The sequence below is a fragment of the Rhizobium sp. 18065 genome (assembly GCF_902706095.1).
Taxonomy (GTDB): domain Bacteria; phylum Pseudomonadota; class Alphaproteobacteria; order Rhizobiales; family Rhizobiaceae; genus Allorhizobium.
In genome coordinates this window covers 45,853-67,892 of the sequence record NZ_CACSJP010000012.1, presented here as the reverse complement: position 1 = coordinate 67,892, position 22,040 = coordinate 45,853, and the positions used below count along the sequence as shown (strand labels likewise).

Sequence of the window (22,040 nt, the reverse complement as noted above, 5' to 3'; positions counted from 1 at the left end):
ATGCGACCGGGGCTCGATTTCTGCTGGAACCGGAGGGACGATCAGTACTGATCGTCGTCCTCATCCTTGTTGCGGTCAGACTTGAGCGACTGCAGCTTGGCGAATACCGCGTTGGCGTCGATCGTCTTTTCTTCGTCGCGGTCACGACCATAGCCGAAGTCGAGGTTTTCGGTCTCGGTGGCGGCCTGCAGCGTCGCGCCGAGTTCGGCAGCGGTCGGCAGCGGACGGCCCTTGGATGCCTTTTCAACTTCCAGGTCGAGGTCGATCTGGCTGCAGAGTCCCAGCGTGACCGGGTCCATCGGCGTCAGGTTGGTCGAGTTCCAGTGGGTGCGCTCGCGGATCTGCTCGATCGTCGACTTGGTCGTGCCAACCAGACGGGAGATCTGGGCGTCCTTCAGTTCCGCGTGGTTGCGAACCAGCCAGAGGATCGCGTTCGGACGATCCTGACGCTTGGAAACCGGGGTGTAACGCGGGCCACGACGCTTGGATTCCGGAACACGAACCTTCGGTTCGGAAATCTTCAGCTTGTGGTTCACGTCCTTTTCAGCCCGGGCGATCTCGTCGCGCGACAGCTGTCCCGTTGCGATCGGGTCCAGGCCCTTGATGCCCTGCGCCGCTTCGCCGTCGGCAATCGCCTTGACTTCGAGCGGGTGCAGTTTGCAGAACTGGGCGATCTGGTCGAATGACAGGGCGGTATTGTCGACGAGCCATACGGCCGTTGCCTTCGGCATAAGCAATGTCTGTGCCATGGATACAATCCTTCTGAGGTCCGCGCCGGTTGTCGCGAGCCGTGGGTTTAAACCACTATTTCCGGGAATTCGGCGTCCTTATACCGATTATGTAACGAAATTGCAATTCGCGAAGTAACGAATGACCTTTGTCTAATTGCTGGACGCATCTTAGTTGATAAGAATGGGTGCAAGAGGCCCGAGGAGGACGGTCCGAAGTTCGACAGTCCTGGCCGTTTAATGAGGAGGAGTTAATGTCAGCCAAGACCTATCCGGTGCTCAAGTCGGCGAAAGCCCAGGCCCTGATCGATGAAGACAAGTACCGCAAGTGGTACGAGGAAAGCATCGAGGATCCCGAGAAATTCTGGGGCAAGCACGGCAAGCGTATCGACTGGTTCAAGCCTTATACCAAGGTCAAGAACACATCTTTCAAGGGCAAGGTCCCGGTCAAGTGGTTCGAAGACGGTCTGACAAACGTCTCCTACAACTGCATCGATCGCCATCTGAAGACCAATGGCGAACGGGTGGCGATCATCTGGGAAGGTGACAATCCGTATATCGACAAGAAGATCACCTATAACGAGCTTTATGACCATGTTTGTCGCATGGCGAACGTGCTGAAGAAGCATGGCGTGAAGAAGGGTGATCGCGTCACCATCTACATGCCGATGATTCCGGAGGCGACCTATGCGATGCTTGCCTGTGCCCGCATCGGCGCCATTCATTCGGTGGTCTTTGGCGGCTTTTCGCCGGAAGCGCTGGCCGGACGCATCGTTGACTGCGAATCGACATTTGTCATCACCTGCGATGAGGGTGTACGCGGCGGCAAGCCAGTGGCGCTCAAGGAAAACACCGATATCGCCATCGACATCGCTGCCAAGCAGTATGTCATCGTCAACAAGGTCCTGGTCGTGCGCCGAACCGGCGGCAAGATCGGCTGGGCCCCCGGCCGCGATGTCTGGTATCACCAGGAAATCGTGACGGTGAAGGGTGATTGCCCTCCGGCCAAGATGAAGGCGGAAGATCCGCTGTTCATCCTTTACACGTCAGGCTCGACGGGCAAACCGAAGGGCGTGATGCACACGACCGGCGGCTATCTGGTCTATGCCTCGATGACGCATGAATATGTCTTCGATTATCACGATGGCGATGTCTATTGGTGCACGGCCGATGTCGGCTGGGTAACCGGCCATTCCTATATCGTCTACGGGCCGCTGGCCAATTGCGCGACGACGCTGATGTTCGAAGGCGTGCCGAATTTCCCCGATCAGGGGCGTTTCTGGGAAGTGATCGACAAGCACAAGGTCAACATCTTCTATACAGCGCCGACCGCCATCCGCTCGCTCATGGGTGTCGGCGACGAGTTTGTCAAACGCTCCTCGCGCTCGAGCCTCCGGTTGCTCGGCTCGGTCGGCGAACCGATCAATCCGGAAGCCTGGGAATGGTATTACAACGTTGTCGGCGACCAGCGTTGCCCGGTTGTCGATACCTGGTGGCAGACCGAGACCGGCGGGATCATGATCACGCCGCTGCCGGGCGCGACCGCTCTGAAACCCGGTTCGGCCACCCTGCCCTTCTTCGGCATCAAGCCGGAACTGGTCGACAATGAAGGCACGGTGCTGGAAGGGGCCGCAGACGGCAATCTGTGCATTACCGACAGCTGGCCAGGCCAGGCCCGTTCCGTCTATGGCGATCACGAGCGCTATGTGCAGACCTATTTCTCGACCTACAAGGGGAAATATTTCACCGGTGACGGCTGCCGACGCGATGAGGATGGCTATTACTGGATCACTGGCCGCGTCGATGACGTGCTCAATGTCTCCGGCCACAGGCTGGGAACGGCTGAGGTGGAATCGGCGCTGGTTTCGCATCATCTGGTCTCTGAAGCCGCCGTCGTCGGCTATCCGCATGGGATCAAGGGTCAGGGTATCTATTGCTATGTGACCCTGATGGCGGGACATGACGGAACGGATGCGCTTCGCCAGGATCTCGTCAAGCATGTCCGCACCGAGATCGGGCCGATCGCAACTCCGGACAAGATCCAGTTTGCCCCGGGCCTGCCGAAGACCCGTTCGGGCAAGATCATGCGGCGTATCCTGCGCAAGATCGCCGAGAATGATTTCGGTGCGCTTGGCGATACATCGACACTCGCCGATCCCGCAGTGGTCGATGATCTGATCGAAAACCGGCAGAACCGCAGCGTTTGATCATCACCCTGCTACAAACGACAAGGGCTCCTCCGTCGCGAGGGGCCCTTTTTCATCAGGTGTCCGGTTCTGCAGACGTCCGCTTTTTGTTTCTATGTGTCCGGGCAATGGTGACGGGTCTTGGTCTTGCCGGCATAGGGTTCGACAAGGCCGGCCTCAAGCAGCAGATCAGCCGGGCTCCGTCCGTCGGCAAGAATCAGTCTTGCCACCACACGCCCGAAATATTTGTCGCCCGAAATTTCGGTCAGGGACACCTGTTTCTGGCCTGACATGAACTCGGTCAATTGATCCTGCGCTTCTCGTGCAGCCTCGCGGAAAGCCGGGCAATGTGATTTGAGTTCCGGCGCATCAATGCCACGCAAACGGACATAGGTGCTGATGCGGTGATCAGGCCAAGGCATGGCTTCGACCAGAACCGTGTCTCCGTCGATGACCCGCACCACTTCAGCCAGCACAGGGCCATCAAACGTCTGGCCCGCGTGGCAAGGCCCCGTCGCAAGTGCGATCATCATCAAGACTAGCCATGGAGAGCGATATCGGACCATAAAAGGAATATATTCCGATATTGCTGCGCCATCAATAGGTATATTTTCAGACTAGAAGTCGATCGCGCGGCCCTTGATCTCCCAGTCGCCGAAACGCGCGGGATCAGATCCGCCACGACCGCCGATTTCCGGAGCGGGCTCTGTTGGCGTTTCTCCCTTGCGGCGTTCCTCGGCTTCGGCGAGTGCCCGTGTGGCTGCCGGGCTCAGCGCGCGCGCCGGTTCCGGCGCCACACCTTCGTGTTCTTCGTCTTCGGACATAACTACACCTCTATTTCGCGGTTTTTATGCGCAAACATTGAAATTGGCATTGCTGCTTTTTAAATCAACGGGTGAAATCGGCAACAGGTCCGTTGCCGAACGTGTATCTCAGAGGAGCAGGACATGAACTTCATGCGCACGGCAATGCTGCTTGCCTTCATGACGGCGCTCTTCATGGGCGTCGGCTTTCTGATTGGCGGCCGCGGCGGAATGATGATCGCATTCGTCGTTGCCGCGGGTATGAACTTCTTTTCCTACTGGAACTCGGACCGAATGGTGCTGTCCTCCTATCGGGCACAGGAGGTCGATGAGCGGACTGCGCCGGAATTCTACCTGATGGTCAAGGATCTGGCGCGCAATGCCAATCTGCCGATGCCGCGTGTCTATGTTTTCGACAGTCCGCAGCCGAATGCATTCGCGACCGGCCGCAATCCGCAGAATGCGGCCGTGGCCGCCTCGACCGGCCTGCTGCAGCGACTGAACCCACAGGAAGTCGCGGGCGTGATGGCCCACGAGCTGGCGCATATCGAAAACCGCGATACGCTGACGATGACGATTACCGCGACACTCGCCGGTGCGATCTCGATGCTGTCGAATTTCGCCTTCCTGTTTTCCGGCAATCGCGACGAGCGCAGCAATCCACTCGGTTTCATCGGCGTCATTGTCGCCATGATCGTTGCGCCGCTGGCGGCGATGGTGGTGCAGATGGCGATCAGCCGAACGCGTGAATATGCCGCCGACCGGCGTGGCGCCGAGATTTGTGGCAATCCCCGGGGACTTGCCTCCGCGCTACAGAAAATTGCCGGCGACGCTTCACATATCGAAAACATGGATGCTGAGCGCAACCCGGCAACCGCGCATATGTTCATCATCAATCCGCTCAGCGGGCGGCGCATGGACAATCTGTTTTCGACCCATCCGGACACGCGCAATCGTATCGAAGCGCTGATGGCGATGACCGACATTCAGCCGGGGGTATCGACGCCAACCGGTCCCGCTGCTAATGCAAGGCCCAAAGCGCGCTCCGTTCCGAATACCGGATGGGGACGTGGCAACTCCGAACCGCCCAAAGGACCATGGTCTTGAACGATAAAGCACCGGGAAAACCGCAGAAGCACTTTCACAAGGGCAATGGCGGATCCCGTCCGACGGAACAGGCGGAGACAAAACCGGGTCTGGATGCGCGTATCGCTGCATCGCGCCTGCTTGCGGCCGTGATCGAACGCAAGACACCGCTTGACGGGATGCTCGATGCAGAACATGGCAATCCCGCGTTCCGGGCGTTGAACGAAGCCGATCGCGGCCTGGTTCGCGCGATCCTGCACAGCGCACTTCGCCATCTGCCGCGCATTGAAGCGATCCTGCACGAGCTTCTGGACACGCCGCTGCCGGAAGGCGCCCGCTCGCTGCATCACCTGCTGGTCGTCGCCGCAGCGCAGATGCTCTATCTCGATGTCCCGGACCACTCGGCGGTCGATCTGGCTGTCGAGCAGGCAAATCGCGACCCCCGCAGCCGCCGTTTTTCCAAACTGGTGAATGCCATCCTGCGACGTGTCGGGCGCGAGAAGGAAGCGCTGCTCGAATGGGTCAACGACATACCCTGCATTCCGGAGTGGTTCCTGAAGCGATTGATCGCGGTCTACGGCCTGGATCATGCCCTGGCGATTGCCGCGGCACAGCTGCAGCCGGTGATGATCGACCTCACGGTCAAGAGCGATGCAAAGGGCTGGGCCGAAAGACTTGGCGGCAAGGTCTTGCCGACCGGTACGGTACGCTTGGCGCCGTTCAAGGGCAGCATTCCCTCGCTCGAAGGTTTCGACGATGGCGAATGGTGGGTTCAGGATGCTGCGGCCGGCATTCCGGCCAAACTCTTCGGCGATCTCAGTGGCAAACGTGTTGCCGATCTGTGTGCAGCACCTGGCGGCAAGACTGCGCAGCTTGTGCTGGCTGGTGCCCAGGTGACCGCGGTCGAGCAATCCGCGTCCCGTCTCAAGCGGCTTCAGTCCAACCTGGAGCGACTTCGTCTTTCCGCTGAATTCGTCACCAGCAATCTGCTGGAGCTCGATGACAGCAAGGTCTATGACGCTATTCTGCTCGATGCGCCCTGCTCGTCCACCGGAACCACGCGCCGACATCCCGATGTCTTGTGGAGCAAGGATGCCGAAGACATCACCAAGCTCGCGGCCCTGCAGGAAAAACTCCTTCGACACGCTATCACCTTGCTCGCACCCGGTGGGCGCATGGTCTTTTCGAACTGCTCCATCGATCCCTCAGAGGGGGAGCAGGTCGTGGATCGGGTTCTGGCCGACCATCAGGATTTGAAGCGCGTTCCGATCCGCAAGGAGGATTGGCCAGGTCTGGAAGCTGCGATCAATGATCTCGGAGAATTCAGAACCACGCCGGCGATGTTGCACGCTGAAGGTGGTCTCGATGGATTCTACGCTTGCGTAATTGCTAAAATTTAGCGAAATATTCAATAAAACTGTTAGAACCTGAAAAACTGGCGGACGAGCGCTCATTGCCTGTCCGCGTCGTCGCTATGAACTTTGCCTTTGCGATCGGCTGATTTGTCATGAAGCGATTTAAAGGATGGCTTGCGCCTCACTAATTATCTGAATTTTCCATGGAAAACATATAGTTATCGGCCGTAGCAACGGGAATGAGAATGCGAATTTCTGATCGTCGGAGACTGATCTCTCTGTATCTTGCAGAGAGCTGGCGCAGAACGGGGCTGGCGATCTCGCTGGCATTGCCTGTGGTAAGCGGCCGTGCAGGTTTCCGTGCCATGCGTCTGGTCGTCGCGCCGACCGACCTTCGGGCGATCGATCCCTTCGTGGCGGAAGAGATTTTCCAGGGGCGTTATCCGCTTGCCGGCCGGGTGCTGGATGCCGACCAGCAATCGCCATTCGATCTTGAACTGCCGTCCCAGCAGTTCGCCGTGCGCCTGCATGGTTTCGGCTGGTTGCGCCATATCCGGGCCGACAAGTCGCATGCGGCCTGCGAGAATGCCCGGTGGGTCGTCGATCAGTGGATCCACCTGCATGGAGGACGTGTGACGGGCGTCGCCTGGGATGCCGATGTCGTTGCTCAACGCATCGTTGCCTGGCTGTCGCATTCACCGGTCGTACTTCAGGATGCCGATGCCGGCTTCTATCGACGTTTCATGGCGTCGCTCAGCTATCAGATCGGCTATCTGCATCGCATTGCCGGTTACTTGCCGGAAGGACTGCCACGCCTTCGGGCACGTATTGCGCTGGCGATGGCGTCGATTTCCACCGAAGCGCGGGCTTCGGCCATTCGTCGCGCAGGCCGTCAGCTCAATCGTGAACTGGAGCGCCAGATCCTTCCAGACGGCAGCCATGTCTCGCGCAATCCGCAGGCGGCGGTCGAACTGCTCTTCGACCTGCTGCCGCTTCGCCAGACATATATCAATCTCGGCCATGACGTGCCGCAGCGCTTGATCCCGGCGATCGACCGGATGTATCCCGCCGTGCGATTTTTTCGCCATAGCAGCGGTGATCTTGCGCTGTTCAATGGAGCAAGCTCGACGCTCGCGACCGATCTGATGTCGGTCCTGCGATATGATGAAACGGCGGGCCAGCCATTCAAGGCATTGCCGCATGCCGCCTATCAACGTCTTTCCGGAGGTGACACGGTATTGCTGCTGGATACCGGCCATGCGCCATCGGGATCCCTGTCACGGACAGCGCATGCAGGTTGCCTGTCACTGGAGCTCTCGTCGGGTCGCAACCGCTTCATCGTCAACAGCGGATCTCCCCGCTTTGCCGGAGAAAAGCTCCGCCAACTGGCGCGCACGACGGCTGCCCATTCAACGGTCGCAATCGGCGACATGTCCTCGGCCCGGATTTCTTCGTCCGGGTTCCTTGGCCCACTTTTGGTTGCCGGCGTTGCCAAGGTGGAGATCAGTCGCCAGACCGGCCCTGATGGCAGCGATCGGCTGTCGGCGAGCCACGATGGCTATCTGGCGCGTTTCGGCGTGCTGCATGAGCGCGAGGTACGGATCAACGAGGGAGGTACAAAGATTGCCGGTCGAGACCGGTTTCTCCTGCCGGAAGGCTTGCCCGCCCCGGGTATCCCGTCCGAACCGGCCATCGCGCGGTTCCACATTCATCCGGCCATTTCCCTTGAGCGCATCGACGAGCGCAGGGTTCGCCTGATCGCGCCGGATGGCGAGAGCTGGGTCTTTTCGCTTCCGGTCGGGGAGGTCGAGATCGCCGAGGACATCTTTTTTGCCGATGTCTCCGGTGTCCGGCCATCGCAGCAGCTGGAAATTGCCTTTCACGGCCCGGAAATACGCTGGTTTCTCGCACATCACGCATAGACTGTTGGTTCTGAGGCCCAGCTGTGCTAGGCGGCGGCATCGCGCTCGTCATGCTGATCTTTTCGACGGGCGCCCGTCAGATCGGAGCTGAACCATGGCCGTCGTTTCCAAGAAAATTCCCGCACCAGACCTCGTGCGTGTTCGCACTGCCCTGCTTTCGGTTTCCGACAAGACGGGGATCGTCGAGTTTGCCCAGGCGCTGCACGATCGCGGCGTTCGGCTGCTGTCGACGGGCGGCACGCACAAGGCGCTTGCCGCTGCCGGCCTGCCGGTGACCGACGTGTCGGAAATCACCGGTTTTCCCGAAATCATGGACGGCCGCGTCAAGACCCTGCATCCGCTGGTGCATGGCGGCCTGCTGTCGATCCGTGACGATGCCGAGCATGTCGAGGCGATGAAAGCACATGGCATCGAAGCGATCGATCTCTCGGTGATCAATCTCTACCCGTTCGAGCAGGTCCGCGCTGCCGGCGGCGACTATCCGACGACGGTGGAGAATATCGACATCGGCGGTCCGGCGATGATCCGCGCTTCCGCCAAGAACCATGCCTATGTCACCGTGGTGACCGATGCTGCCGACTACGCCGAAGTGATCGAAGCGCTGGCCCAGAACGATGGCCAGACCAGCTACGTGCTTCGTCAGCGTCTGGCTGCCAAGGCTTATGCCCGTACCGCTGCCTATGACACGATGATTTCCAACTGGTTTGCCGAAGCGCTCGACATCGAAATGCCGACATATCGCACGGTCGGCGGCGCCCTGAAGGAAAAAATGCGCTACGGCGAGAACCCGCACCAGAGCGCCGGCTTCTATGTCACCGGCGAAAACCGCCCGGGTGTCGCCACGGCGACCCTGCTGCAGGGCAAGCAGCTTTCCTACAACAACATCAATGACACGGATGCGGCCTTCGAACTTGTTGCCGAGTTTGCGCCGGAAAATGGCCCCGCCTGCGCGATCATCAAGCATGCCAACCCCTGCGGCGTTGCGACCGGCGCGACGCTAGTCGAAGCCTACCAGCGTGCCCTCGCCTGCGATTCCGTGTCGGCTTTCGGTGGCATCATCGCGCTCAACCAGATGCTGGATGCCGCGACTGCGCAGGAAATCGTCAAGCTGTTCACCGAAGTCATCATCGCGCCCTCGGTCACCGATGAAGCCAAGGCGATCATCGCGGCAAAGCCCAATCTGCGCCTGCTGATCACTGGTGCGCTGCCCGACCCGCGCGCGCGCGGCCTGATGGCAAAGACGGTTTCCGGCGGCCTGCTGGTTCAGACCCGCGACAACATCCTTGTCGAGGATCTCGACCTCAAGGTGGTCACCAAACGTGCACCGACTGCAACCGAGCTCGAAGACATGAAATTCGCCTTCAAGATCGCCAAGCATGTGAAGTCGAATGCGGTCATCTATGCCAAGAACGGCCAGACGGCGGGCATCGGTGCCGGCCAGATGAGCCGCGTTGATTCGGCCCGTATTGCGGCGCTCAAGGCCGAGGACGCCGCCAAGGCGCTTGGCCTGACAACGCCGCTGACTAAGGGTGCAGCCGTTGCCTCGGAAGCCTTTTATCCGTTCGCCGATGGCTTGCTGGCCGCAATCGCGGCGGGTGCAACGGCCGTTATCCAGCCCGGTGGCTCGATGCGCGACGAAGAAGTGATTGCGGCGGCTGACGAACACGGCGTGACCATGGTGTTCACGGGCGTTCGCCATTTCCGCCACTGATGGTTTGACATCCGGATAAAGAAAGGCCGGTTGCGGAGACGCAACCGGCCTTTTCATGATGTTTCAGGCCTGGGCCTTTGTTTCGTCGCCGGCCGGATAGGCGGTATTCCAGAGAATTGCCAATCCCACCACCAGGAAGAACAGCATGCTGGCCATGCCTATGCGCGGCGAACCGGTCCAGGTTGTCAGAACGGAAAAGGACAGGGTGGCCATGAAGCTCGTGGCCCGTCCCGAAAGTGCGTAGATGCCGAAATAACGCCCGGCCTCGTGCGGTTTCACGCTGCGCGCCAGATAGGAGCGGGATGAGGCCTGGACAGGGCCGAACGACAGGCCGATCAGCAGGCCATAGAGGATGTATGCCTTTTCTGCTGGGGTGGCGAACAGGCCCTCGGTGGTGGTGATGGGCAGGCTGACAAAGCCGAAAAGGGTGAAATCCGGCCCGGTTGAAATTATGCCGAGCGTTGCAGCAATCAGCATGCAAAGGCTGATCAAGACGACATTTTTAGATCCGATAAGCCGGTCGATGCGGCTGGCAATCAGGCATCCGAAGATCGCGACAACGTTCAGGATAATGCCATAGACGCCCATTTCCATCGTCGACCAACCGAACATCGCGGCAGCGAAGACGCCGCCGAGGATCAGCAAGCCGTTGACGCCGTCCTGGTAGATCATCCGTGCCACGAGAAAGTGCAGGATCGACGTCCGGTGCCGGACCTCCGACAGCGTGTTGCCAATCTCCTTCAAGCCCGTGTTGATTGCCTGGCCGAGCGGCTTTCCACGGGCCGCATCCGGGGTGAAAAGAAACATCGGCAGAATGAAGACGAGATACCAGATCGCCGAAATCGGCCCGGTGATCCGGGCATCCTCGCCGGCGACAGGGTCGAGACCGAACAGCGGCGGAATACCGATCAGGGTCAGGCCGGTGGTCGGATTTGCCGCAATCAGGAGAACGATGGCGATCAGCACGATCATGCCGCCGAGATAGCCGAGACCCCAGGCAATATTCGATACGCGCCCGACATCGCGCTGGCTGACAAGACGGGTCATCATCGAATCGTTGAAGACGATCGAAAACTCCGCTGCAATGCTGGCGAAGATCATCAGCAACATGATCAGGCTGACCGATGCCCCCGGTGCGGCCAGCCAGAGACCCAGCAGACAGGTGATCTTGATCACGGCAAAGAAAGCGATCCACGGCTTTCGTGAGCCGGATTCATCAGCAATCGATCCAAGGACGGGCGCAAGGATGGCGATAACAATCGCCGAGATGGTCGCGGCATTGCTCCACGAAGCTTGGGCGGAAACCGGATCGCTGGTCATCCTCGCCACGAAATAGGGGCCAAAGATGAATGTGGTGACCACCGTGAAAAACGGCTGTGCAGCCCAGTCGAAGAACATCCAGCTAAGGACGCCCCGATTGAGGCGTCCAGTGACATTGTTGTCGGTTACGGCCGATCCGTTCATGCATCATCCCCGGCTTGTTGCCGGGACACTGTCACCTTGCAGGACCTTGCGCAAGATCGCCGAGCAGGCCTGCTGCCACCGCCATTTTCGAGATGCTTGGCTCGCCGCTGTCGACCAGCGCAGCAATTTCCTTGCCGATCCGGTCGATGCGCAGCGTGTCATTTGCAAGCCATGCCTGGACCGGTTGCTTGTGTCCTTCATGGGCGATGAGTGCTGCGCAAACGATCTCGCGCCGTGCTGCGCCAATGCGATCGATGCTTCTTGTCAGGGCGAGGCTATCATAGTGGTCCGTCGGTTGGAGCCTGCGGGCATTCTCTATGATGCGGCCGATGCGGAAGGCTTCCGAGACGGCAAAGAAACCATCCATCGCCCGTGCAAGGGTTGCCTTTGTCCGGTCGGCAATCTGCATGATTTCCGGAAGTAGCAGCAATGTCTGAAGGTTGACGACCTCCACCGCGATCTCTTCCGGTGCGCCCGCAGAAATCAGTCCGGCCACCTGCTCGTCGAAATACTGGCGCAGCAGCGCCGGCAATGCGCCGGCGAAGACCGGCCCTGCCGATTTGACGGCAGCCTTCAACTGGGTCACGGCTGCACTGATCGGGCCGGTAGCCAGCCCGGTATCCAGAAGCAGGCGCGTCATGCCCACATAGACTTCGGTGACGATGCCGTAGAGCCGGTTCTGCGTCTGGCCGGAGAGCTTGGCGTCCAGATTGTCGAGCTTGTCCCAGAGAGCCGTGAGGTTGAGTGCATCGCGGGTGACCAGTGCCGCTTTCACCACAGCGTCTGGCGCGCCGCCCGTTGCATCGCTGACGGCGACGACAAATCCCGGCCCGCCACGGTTGATCGCATGGTTTGCCAGCACCGTTGCAATGATTTCGCGGCGAAGACGATGGACAGCAATGTCGGAGGCAAAGCTCTTGCGCATACCGGCCGGGAAATAGTTAGACAGGGTGCTCTGGCAATAGGGATCGTCCGGAAGATCGGACTGGATCAACTGGTCAAACAGCACGATCTTGGCATAGGACAAGAGCACGCCGATTTCCGGTCGGGTCAGGGTCTTTCCGGAGACGTAACGTTCGGCGACCGCAGTCGCATCCGGCAGGGTCTCGACCTTGCGGTTCAATTTGCCGAGACCTTCGAGGTAGTCCATGAGCCGGCTCAGCTCTTCGCGGTTGCCGGCGTGCTTCGCTTCCGTCAGCGAGATCGACAGCGACTGGAGGTAGTTGTTGCGCAGCACCAGTTCGGCTACTTCGTCGGTCATCTCGACCAGCAGCTTGTTGCGTTTGTCGCGGGTCAGGCGCTTTTCGGCCATGGCGGGAGAAAACGCGATCTTGATATTGACTTCAAGGTCGGACGAATTGACGCCAGCGGAATTGTCGATCGCGTCCGAATTGACCCGGCCGCCATTCAGGGCATAGGCAATGCGACCCTTCTGGGTCACGCCGAGATTGGCACCCTCGCCGATCACCTTGGCGCGAACTTCGGTCGCAGTGATGCGGATAGCGTCGTTGGCGCGGTCGCCAACTTCGGCATCGGTTTCGCCGGCAGCCTTGATATAGGTGCCGATGCCGCCGAACCACATCAGATCGACCGGTGCTTTCAGGATCGCAGTCAGAATGTCGAAGGGCGAGGCGGTTCGGGTTTCCAGTCCGATGGCCGCTGCGGCTTCCGGCGTCAGGGTGACTGACTTTTCCGCCCGCGAGATGATCATGGCGCCCGGCGAGAGTGCCTTGCGGTCGTAGTCCTGCCAACTGGAGCGCGGCAGCGCGAACATGCGCTTGCGCTCGACAAACGAACGTGCCGTGTCCGGGTCCGGGTCGATGAATATATCGCGATGGTCGAAGGCGGCGATCAGCCTGATCTGTTCCGAGAGCAACATGCCGTTGCCGAAGACGTCGCCCGACATGTCGCCGACACCGGCCACGGTAAAAGGTGTTGTCTGGATGTCGGTGTCGATCTCGCGGAAGTGGCGCTTGACCGTTTCCCATGCGCCGCGGGCGGTGATGCCCATCTTCTTGTGGTCATAGCCGGCCGAGCCGCCCGACGCGAAAGCGTCGTCGAGCCAGAAGCCGGCCGCCTGGGCCAGACCGTTTGCGGTGTCTGAGAACGTTGCCGTACCCTTGTCAGCGGCGACGACGAAATAGGGATCGTCCTCATCCAGCCGCAGGGTGTCGGCAGGCGGCACGATATCACCGCCGACAATGTTGTCGGTGATCGACAGCAGAGTGCGGATATAGGTCTTGTAGGCTTCGGTGCCGGCGGACAGCCAGGCCTCGCGATTGCCGGGTGGCGGCAGAAGCTTGGGATAGAAGCCACCCTTGGCACCGACCGGCACGATCACCGCATTCTTGACCTGCTGGGCCTTGACCAGGCCGAGAACTTCGGTGCGATAATCCTGGGCGCGGTCCGACCAGCGCAGACCGCCGCGGGCGACTTTGCCGAAACGCAGGTGAACGCCTTCGACCTCAACGCCGTAGACGAAGATTTCCCGGAACGGACGCGGTTCCGGCAGACCGTCGAGCCGATGCGGGTCAAACTTGAACGCCAGCATCGGCCGGTCGCTGTCGATATAGCCCTTCTGGAAGAAATTCGTCCTGAGCGTGGCCTCGATTGCGTTGATGTAGCGCCGCAGGATCCTGTCTTCATCAAGGCTTGGAACGGCAGCCAGGCTGGTCTCCAACGATTGGTGAAGTTCGGCCGAGCGCTTTGCGCGGCTCTTTTCGTTCAGGGCCGGATCGAGGCGATTGCGGAACAGGTGCGCCAGGTTGGCCGCAATGGTGGCATACTTGTTCAACGTTTCGGCGATGTAGCCCTGCGAGAAGACAAAGCCGGCCTGGCGAAGATAGGCACCGTAGGCGCGCAGCACCGAGGCCTCTCGGGCATTGAGGCCGGCATTGAGAACCAGCCGGTTATAGGCATCATTGTCGACCGTGCCGGTGAAGGCTGCGATGAAGGCTTCCTCGATTTCCCGGCCCTGGCGCGCGATATCGAAATTGCCACCACCGAGAACCTGAAGCTCCATGTCATGCAGGACGACCAGTCTGCCGGGCTTTTCATCCGGGTTGGCATTGGCAACACCAATATCGAAGGTGCGCTCGCTGATGACGCCGAAGCCGAGATTTTCCAGCAGCGGCACGCGCCGCGACAGCGGCAGGTGATGGCCGGAATGGAAGATCTTCAGATAGAGTAGAGGGCCATCAGCCCCGGCCACCTGATGGAAGGCGATCGAGAGCGGTGCGCCGGCAAGGCATGCCTCGATATGTTTCAGGTCGGCGACCGCTTCTTCCGGGGCAAAGGCTTCCTGAAAAGCCTGGCTGACATCCAGTTGCGGCGCCTCGGCTCCGGCGAGAGAGATGAAGCGGTCGCTCCAGCGCGCCGTGATCTCGCGAACGGCGTCCTCGAGCTTGGCCTGCGGAATGCGCGGCGTCTTGCCCTCCGAGCGCCCGATGATGATATGCACACGGGCAACGCCACCTTCCGGAAAGGCCGGGTAGTAGGCGGAGACATGGCCGTCATAAACGGTCTTGAAATAGATGCCGATCTTTTCGCGGACCATGGAGTTGTAGTCTTCGCGCGGGACATAGACGATCAGCGAGACGAAGCGGTCGAACTGATCGATACGCGGCAGCACGCGGACGCGCGGTCGTTCCGAAAGATCATTGATCTGTTCGCTGAATTTCGCCAGCATTTCCGGTTCGATCTGGAAGAGATCATCGCGCGGATAGCTTTCCAGCGTGTTCTGCAACATGCGGCCGGAATGGCTCTGCGGATCGAAGTCGAAATATTCGACGACCTTTTCGATCTTGGCGCGCAGCAGGGGGATCTGGTTGGCCGAACGCGTGTAGGCCGTAGAGGTGAACAGGCCGACGATCCGTAATTCGCCGACGACCTTGCCGTCCGGTCCGAAGCGCTTGACACCGACGTAGTCCATATAGGCGCGACGGTGCACCACGGATTTCACATTCGCCTTGGTGACGATCAGGAATTCCGGCCCCTGCAGGAAGGCAAGGATTTCGGGCGTCGTGGTGACATGGTTCTTGCCCTGGCGCAGGACCAGGACATCCGGGTCGGAGAGTATGCCGAGGCCTTTGCCCTTGCCGCGCTCGACGGTGGCGTCTGTGCCTTCGCCGGAATAGATGTATTCCCGCATGCCGAGGAAGGTGAAGTTGTCGTCGCGCAGCCACTCGAGGAAGGCGACCGCTTCGTCACGATCGGCCTTCTTGCGGCCCGGGCCGAGGTCCGTCAGTTCGGCAAGCGCGTTGTCCAGAAGGCCAAGCATCGGCTTCCAGTCGCTGGCCGCCATTTTTACCTGGCTGAGCACGTGATGGAGGCGCTGGACCAGGCTGTTTGCCTGCTCGTCCGTGAGCGTTGCAATGTGGAGTTGGATATAGCTGACTTTGACGACATCGTCCGGATCGGCATCTGGATTGGCCAGGGAAACGTCTCCCTGGGGTGTCACGGCCAGGATAGGGTGCACTGCCATGAAAATATCGCGGTAGACGCTCGTCACTTCCGCCATCACCGAATCATAGAGAAACGGCTTGTTGTGATCGACAATCGACAGAACACTGACCGGAATGCCCTCCGGGTTGACTTCGGTCACGGGCGTGATGCTGACATGTGGCTTTTTGCGATCCCATGCCGACAGGTCCGCGGCTGCGCGCACCGCAGAAAATGCCAGCATCTCCGGGGTATAGCGATCGAGATCGTCGTTGCTTGCCCGGCCAAACAGCATTGCCGGTGTGACAAAGGCCTCGCCGAGGGCCTCGGCAATCTGGCCGGCACCTCGCAGCTGTTGTTCCCGCTTGGTGGTCCGCGTCTTGGCCATGTACCCTCTCCTCGTGGTCGGTTTTGCCGGCATAATTGAGAAAAATGTTTTGCAGAAGTATGTATGATGCAAATTCGGAGGAGAAATTGTCAAAAAAACGCGTTCCCTCTCCAAAATTCTTAGAATTTTTGTCAAAACTGACATCAAAATGCGTTCTAAGCTCAATTTTTAACGCGGAATCGCCTCATGCCCGATAATTCGCCAGGCGCTGTCATCGTTATCTCCAGCCATGTTGTGCGGGGTTCCGTGGGAAACCGTGCGGCTGTATTCGCATTGGAGACATTGGGTCATCAGGTCTGGGCCTTGCCCACGCTGGTGCTGCCATGGCATCCAGGCCATGGTCCATCGACGCGTCTAAGATTTGCCGACGATGACTTCGAAAAAGCAATAGATGATTTGATTAAGGCGCCGTGGCTGGGCGAGGTAAAGGCAATTCTGACCGGCTATTTCGCCAGTCCTGCACAGCCGGAGGCGGTGGCCCGGCTTGTCGAGGCAGCACGGGCCAGAAACCCCGATCTGCTGTATGTCTGCGATCCCGTCATGGGTGATCTTGGCGGTCTCTACATTCCAGAGGAGACTGCAGCTGCAGTTCGCGACCGCCTGATCCCGATTGCCTCTGTCGCAACGCCCAATCGCTACGAACTGCAATGGCTGGTCGGCAGCACGCTCGACAGCAATTCGCTGATCATGGAAGCGGCCCTGTCGCTCGGGCCGGCGCGCATGCTGGTGACATCGGCGGTGCCGATGATGGCGGGCGGGACTGGCAATCTCCTGCTCACCGGTCGCAATGCGCTGCTGGCGGAGCATCGGCTGATCGACAATGCGCCGAACGGATTGGGCGATCTGCTCGGGGCCGTGTTTCTGGCGCGGCTGCTCGAGGGTTGCGAGGAGGAGAGGGCCTTGCAACTCGCCACCGCAAGCGTGTTCGAGATCCTGGCGCGCACGGCCAAGCGCGGCGCTGACGAGCTTGCGCTCGCCAGCGATGCGTCCAGCCTGTCGCGGCCGATGGCGCTCGTGCAGATGCGCCGGCTGCTTCACCCGGCACAAAGGCCGCGTAAACCGCTCTGAATTTTTTCAGGACGGTTACGTTGCAGTGCAAGGTGAGTGGTTGCCTTGGCTCCACTTGCGCTGTAATCGGTAAAGTATGAGCAGTTTTCCTCCTTCTCTTTTGACCGGCTACAACAATTTCATGAGTGGCCGCTATGTCGACCAGCGGGAACGCTACCGCGTGCTCGCCGAACAGGGGCAGAAGCCGCATACGCTTGTGGTGGCCTGTTGCGATTCACGCGCCGCACCGGAAATGATCTTCGATGCAGGTCCCGGCGAACTCTTCGTCGTGCGCAATGTCGCCAACATGGTCCCACCCTATGAACCGGACGGGCAATATCACTCGACTTCGGCTGCGCTCGAATTTGCGGTTCAGGCCCTGCAGGTCCGCGACATCATCGTGATGGGACACGGACGTTGCGGCGGCATTCGTGCGGCGCTCGACCCGAATGCCGAACCACTGTCACCCGGTGACTTCATCGGCAAGTGGATGAACCTGGTTGCACCGGCCGCCGAGCAGATCCAGGGCAATTCGGTCATGACAGCGACGGAACGCCAGACGGCGCTGGAGCGGATTTCCATCCGCAATTCCATCGCCAATCTTCGCACATTCCCTTATGTCAAATCCATGGAAGAGGGTGGCAAGTTGCGCATCCATGGCTGTTGGTTCGATATCGGCAATGGCGAATTGTGGGTGATGGATCCGGAGACGCGCGATTTCGTCCGGTTGGAAAATCAAGTCCCGACGGATCTTTCTCTTCTTTAGAGAATTCTTAGGTGCTGGAGACTAGTCTGGTTCGCGCGCAAATGCGGTGGGGCCTGTCGTTCGTAATCTGGCGATCAGGTTCCTAAACTGGGCCTGATAATGTATCTGAGATCTGCAAAAAAGCATGTGATTGCCGCCCTCTTGTTGCCCGGATTTGTCATGATCCTGGAGGCTGGGGCATTGCTCCGTGAGCAGTTCAGCAAATATCGGGCGCTCGAGAATAGTCGTGACTATGCCTACATAACCTCGCAAGCCGGCTACATCGCGTCCTTTATCCTGCCGCAGGAAAGTATGGCGACGACGTCCTACCAGATGAGCGGGTCCGAATTTTCCGCTCAGGTCCTGGAAACGGCCCGCGCAGAAACAGATCGTTCGCTTGCCACCGTGCTCGAAATGCTGGTGCAGAAGATTGCCGGCCGTCAGGATATGGTGTTTGCAATCCAGGAGATCTGGAATGCGGCGGAAGCTCTGAAGCGGTTTCGCCAGCAGGCGGACCAAGAGAGCCTGTCTGCAGACGCGGTGATCGCCGCGATGAAGCCATTCTCGAAGGATTTTCTTCGGCTTGTCTCGGTGCTGCGGTTCGAGATGGGAACACCGGAAGCCACTCGGCAGATCAATCTCTTTCTCGATACGCTCGACGCGAACGATGCATCGCTGCAGGCTCTCTTCTATTCGGACAAGTATCTGCGCGGCGAGCCGCTCTCGCGCGCCGAAACACAGGCATTGGCCGGCTTCTCCGCCATCCTGACCGAGAGCATCGAAAAGCTGCGCAGCTATCCGGAATCGCGCACCATCGGAGCGACACTGGCCTTTAACGACACCAGTCAAGGCAAATGGCTGGCAGACTTGACGGGGCGGATCGAGGCGAATGCGGTCGTTCCATCTGATCGACTGTATGAGCGATGGCAGAATGTGAAGGCGCAGCAAATGCAAGCGTTGCGCAACGACCTGGACGAATCGAGCGCGGAAATTCGCTCGATCGGCGATGCGATGGCGGCGGAAGCGCGCTTCCAGTTCACCGCATTCCTGCTCGCCGGTGTGACACTGTTCGGCGCGGTGCTCGCGGCCCTGTTCTTGGCGGCGAAGAGTGTTCGATTCATCGAGCAGCTTATGCGCGATCGTGAGCAATTGATCGGTGAACTTCAGAAAGCCGCACATACCGACCTGTTGACCGGATTGCTCAATCGTCGCGGTTTCGATGCGGCATTGATGCTGCGGCCCAACACGCGCCTGGTCTCCGGCAGTTCGTCCGTCATGATCTTTGATCTGGACAAATTCAAGCACATCAATGACAGCCATGGCCATGATGTCGGCGATGTCGTTCTGCAAAAAACGGCGCAGATTGCCACGACGCATTTTCGCACGGATGATCTTGTGGCCCGCCATGGCGGCGAGGAATTTATCGCCTTTGTGCCAAATGTCTCGCTGGCAGAGGCTGCCGATCTTGCCAATCGGGTGCGCGAAGCGCTCGAGCGATCCGACGTGCATCTTGAAAACGGGCATAGGTTGCGGGTGACTGCGAGTTTTGGCTGTGCTCGGGTGGAGGGCAGCGTCAATCGCGCCTCGGTGCATGATGCCTTGAAACGTGCCGATCAGGCGCTTTACGCGGCAAAGTCCGCGGGCCGCAATCGAGTGGTCTGCGATATCGATATCGAGCCGATTGGTGTCTTGGCAAAACCGGCGGCCTGATCTGCCGCCGGTGTTGAAGTTTCGCTGTTATTCCGCGTCGATGCGGGCGCCGATATAGGCAATCGCCTGCTGGTAGACCGATGCGGCGTTCCAGCCCTGGATGGCGGCGAAGTTGGGTTCGCCCGGCTGATAGCCAGCGCCAGTTTGCCAGCCATGACCCTTCAGGAAGTTCGCGGTCGAGGCCAGTGCGTCGGCCTTGGAACGAACCATGTCTATGCGGCGGTCGCCGTCACCATCGGCACCGAAGCGGACGACATTGCGCGGGAGGAACTGCGTCTGCCCGATTTCGCCATGGGCGGCACCGCGCGCGCCGACGTCCAGCGTACCGCGCTGGACGAGTTCGAGGGCCGCATATAGCTGATCAGTGAAGAATTCGCTGCGACGGCAGTCGAAGGCAAGCGTCGCCACGGCCGAGAGCGTGTGTTCCTTGCCGAGAAAGGAGCCGAAGCCGGTTTCCATGCCCCAGATCGCAATCAGGGGGCCGGCCGGCACGCCGTAGCGCTGTTCGATCTTGGCAAACAGTGCCGCGTTGCTCTTCTTCATGCTCTTGCCGCGGTTTATGATGGTCTGGCCACCGCGCTTCTGCATGAATTGGTCAAAGCTGAGCTTGAAGCTCTTCTGGCCACGGTCCGCGCGAATGGTACCGGTGTTGTAGTTGACCGCGGAAAAGGCCTTGTCGAGCGTTCTCTGGTCAACGCCCGCAGCCGCAGCCTCAGCCTTGAATGCGCCCTTCCACTGGTCGAACCCGGCGGATGTATTGCTGCAGGATGCAGCCATTGCCAGACTAGCGCTCGAAACAGTTGCCGCCACTGTAAGAAGAGCTGCCGACAGATACTTGGTCAGTCGCATTAATGCCTCGTGATTCATTGATTTGATTTGCGCGCACCATGCCAGCGAAAGGTCAGCCTGTCATCCGCGGTGACATGTTTCTGGCTTGGCATGCGTTGAAAAAGCCTTCACTTTTGCATGAAGACGGCCGCGCCCGCCGGTTTGTTCCGGCGGGCGGGCGACGATTGGATCAGGCGGCTTCCTTGCGCGGCTTGATCAGGCCGCGGTTGACGAGCAGCTCGGCGATCTGGATCGCATTGAGGGCGGCGCCCTTGCGCAGGTTGTCGGAAACAACCCAGATGTTCAGGCCGTTCTCGACGGTTGCATCCTCGCGGATACGCGAAATGTAGGTCGCGTCCTCGCCGGCGCATTCGTAAGGCGTGATATAGCCGCCATCCTCATGCTTGTCGATGACCTGGCAACCCGGTGCCTCGCGCAGGATATCACGTGCCTGATCGGCGGTGATTTCGTTTTCGAACTCGATGTTGACCGCTTCCGAGTGACCGATGAAGACCGGAACGCGCACAGCCGTGCAGGTAACCCTGATCTTCGGATCGAGCATCTTCTTGGTTTCTGCCAGAACCTTCCACTCTTCCTTCGTGTATCCGTCTTCCATGAAGCTATCGATGTGCGGAATGACGTTGAAGGCGATACGCTTGGTAAACTTCTTCGAGACGACCGGATCTGCGACGAAGACGGCGCGGGTCTGGGTGAAGAGTTCGTCCATGCCTTCCTTGCCGGCGCCGGAAACCGACTGGTAGGTCGAGATGACGACGCGCTTGATCTTGGCAAAATCATGCAGCGGCTTCAGCGCGACCACCAGCTGGGCGGTCGAGCAATTCGGGTTGGCAATGATGTTGCGCTTCTTGAAATCGACGATCGCATCCGGGTTCACTTCCGGGACGATCAACGGCACCTCGGAATCGTAACGCCATGCAGACGAGTTATCGATTACGACGCATCCCTTTGCGCCGATCTTTGGCGACCACTTCTGTGAAATCGTGCCGCCGGCCGACATCAGGCAGATGTCGGTGTCGGAGAAGTCGTAGTTCTCGAGGTTCTGCACCTTCAATGTCGCGTCGCCAAAGGACACTTCCGTGCCCTGGGAACGGGCCGACGCCAGTGCCACGACTTCCGAAGCCGGAAAGCCGCGCTCGGAGAGAATGTTCAGCATTTCGCGCCCGACATTGCCGGTAGCGCCTACGATTGCAATCTTGAAACCCATGTAAATGCTCTCTTTCTTTCTCTCCGCGGGACTGGTGAGAAGGAAAGTTCGCGGCGATCGCGCACCTTCCTTATCCCCGGCCGTGCCGGGGAGAGAGCGGTGGCCGGAGACGTCAGACGGTTTTCGTCGTCGTTTTGGCCTTGGTCGGGGAAGAAAGGGACAGAACAATGCCACCTGCGGCCAGGAGCCGTAGGTTTTGGGAGTCCGCACTATGATGCAGCTCGGAAGGCATGATCCAGAATCCTCTTCTGGCCGAGGCATTACAAGGTTTTTCCAAGGAGTCAAGCCAACCAGCCTGTCCGGGCGTCGAAAAGGCGAGCGCGAGCGTGTCTGACAGGCGTTATCGAACCCGGCCCTTTGCCTTTCGCGATTGCCCGCCGTCGGTGCCTTTGGTCTGCGGTT

At 59.6% G+C, this 22,040-nt stretch carries 15 protein-coding genes; 8 read left to right on the top strand and 7 right to left on the bottom strand.

Translation table 11 applies throughout. The annotated features are described in order from the left end of the window. Nucleotides 1-41 precede the first annotated feature (41 nt). A complete protein-coding gene (locus GVK95_RS21815; protein WP_007605627.1) occupies nucleotides 42-749 on the bottom strand; it encodes a DUF1013 domain-containing protein in 708 nt (235 codons plus the stop codon). 233 nt (nucleotides 750-982) lie between these two features. Here GVK95_RS21815 and acs point away from each other — a divergent pair, with 233 nt between their 5' ends. Beyond that, nucleotides 983-2,935 (top strand): acetate--CoA ligase, encoded by a 1,953-nt coding sequence (acs, locus tag GVK95_RS21810; RefSeq protein WP_159952797.1) that lies wholly within the window; start codon nucleotides 983-985, stop codon nucleotides 2,933-2,935. Between the two features lie 92 nt (nucleotides 2,936-3,027). On the opposite strand, the gene GVK95_RS21805 is transcribed toward acs, so the two are convergent. Both GVK95_RS21805 and GVK95_RS21800 read right to left on the bottom strand, forming a co-directional pair. Beyond that, complete coding sequence (locus GVK95_RS21805) at nucleotides 3,028-3,447, bottom strand: thermonuclease family protein (protein ID WP_244618861.1); 420 nt, start codon at nucleotides 3,445-3,447, stop codon at nucleotides 3,028-3,030. Nucleotides 3,448-3,531: 84 nt separating this feature from the next. Next, complete coding sequence (locus GVK95_RS21800) at nucleotides 3,532-3,738, bottom strand: DUF1674 domain-containing protein (protein ID WP_159952795.1); 207 nt, start codon at nucleotides 3,736-3,738, stop codon at nucleotides 3,532-3,534. A gap of 123 nt (nucleotides 3,739-3,861) precedes the next feature. Between GVK95_RS21800 and htpX the strand changes: the two genes are divergently transcribed. From htpX to purH, 4 genes are all read left to right on the top strand, one after another. Then, nucleotides 3,862-4,824 carry a zinc metalloprotease HtpX gene (htpX, locus tag GVK95_RS21795; protein ID WP_159952794.1) on the top strand — a complete coding sequence of 321 codons (963 nt, stop codon included), beginning with the start codon at nucleotides 3,862-3,864 and terminating at the stop codon, nucleotides 4,822-4,824. Then, on the top strand, nucleotides 4,815-6,203 hold the full coding sequence (locus GVK95_RS21790; RefSeq protein WP_200844354.1) for a transcription antitermination factor NusB: 1,389 nt from the start codon (nucleotides 4,815-4,817) through the stop codon (nucleotides 6,201-6,203). The genes htpX and GVK95_RS21790 overlap by 10 nt, the downstream gene beginning before the upstream one ends. A 200-nt stretch (nucleotides 6,204-6,403) precedes the next feature. Continuing rightward, entirely contained in the window at nucleotides 6,404-8,080 is a 1,677-nt protein-coding gene (locus tag GVK95_RS21785) for a heparinase II/III family protein (protein WP_159952792.1), read from the top strand. Between the two features lie 94 nt (nucleotides 8,081-8,174). Then, complete coding sequence (gene purH / locus GVK95_RS21780) at nucleotides 8,175-9,791, top strand: bifunctional phosphoribosylaminoimidazolecarboxamide formyltransferase/IMP cyclohydrolase (RefSeq protein WP_159952791.1); 1,617 nt, start codon at nucleotides 8,175-8,177, stop codon at nucleotides 9,789-9,791. A 63-nt stretch (nucleotides 9,792-9,854) separates the two neighbouring features. Here the strand turns inward: purH and GVK95_RS21775 are convergent, their stop codons facing one another. Then, the gene (locus GVK95_RS21775) at nucleotides 9,855-11,255 is read right to left on the bottom strand and encodes an MFS transporter (protein ID WP_159952790.1); all 1,401 of its coding nucleotides are present in this window, start codon (nucleotides 11,253-11,255) and stop codon (nucleotides 9,855-9,857) included. Nucleotides 11,256-11,286: 31 nt separating this feature from the next. After that, nucleotides 11,287-16,083, bottom strand: coding sequence for an NAD-glutamate dehydrogenase (locus GVK95_RS21770; protein ID WP_159952789.1), 4,797 nt, complete (start codon nucleotides 16,081-16,083; stop codon nucleotides 11,287-11,289). A 186-nt stretch (nucleotides 16,084-16,269) separates the two neighbouring features. On the opposite strand from GVK95_RS21770, the gene pdxY reads away from it, so the two are divergent. The 3 genes from pdxY (at nucleotide 16,270) to GVK95_RS21755 (ending at nucleotide 19,585) form a co-directional block, all read left to right on the top strand. After that, a complete protein-coding gene (gene pdxY, locus GVK95_RS21765; protein WP_159952788.1) occupies nucleotides 16,270-17,151 on the top strand; it encodes a pyridoxal kinase PdxY in 882 nt (293 codons plus the stop codon). Nucleotides 17,152-17,227: 76 nt separating this feature from the next. Continuing rightward, the gene (locus GVK95_RS21760) at nucleotides 17,228-17,896 is read left to right on the top strand and encodes a carbonic anhydrase (RefSeq protein WP_159952787.1); all 669 of its coding nucleotides are present in this window, start codon (nucleotides 17,228-17,230) and stop codon (nucleotides 17,894-17,896) included. A gap of 159 nt (nucleotides 17,897-18,055) precedes the next feature. Then, nucleotides 18,056-19,585, top strand: a complete 1,530-nt coding sequence (locus GVK95_RS21755) for a GGDEF domain-containing protein (protein ID WP_159952786.1) — start codon at nucleotides 18,056-18,058, stop codon at nucleotides 19,583-19,585. A gap of 27 nt (nucleotides 19,586-19,612) precedes the next feature. Here the strand turns inward: GVK95_RS21755 and GVK95_RS21750 are convergent, their stop codons facing one another. Next, a complete protein-coding gene (locus GVK95_RS21750) occupies nucleotides 19,613-20,434 on the bottom strand; it encodes a lytic transglycosylase domain-containing protein (RefSeq protein ID WP_159952785.1) in 822 nt (273 codons plus the stop codon). 169 nt (nucleotides 20,435-20,603) lie between these two features. Beyond that, nucleotides 20,604-21,638, bottom strand: coding sequence for an aspartate-semialdehyde dehydrogenase (locus GVK95_RS21745; RefSeq protein ID WP_159952784.1), 1,035 nt, complete (start codon nucleotides 21,636-21,638; stop codon nucleotides 20,604-20,606). Nucleotides 21,639-22,040: the final 402 nt, after the last annotated feature.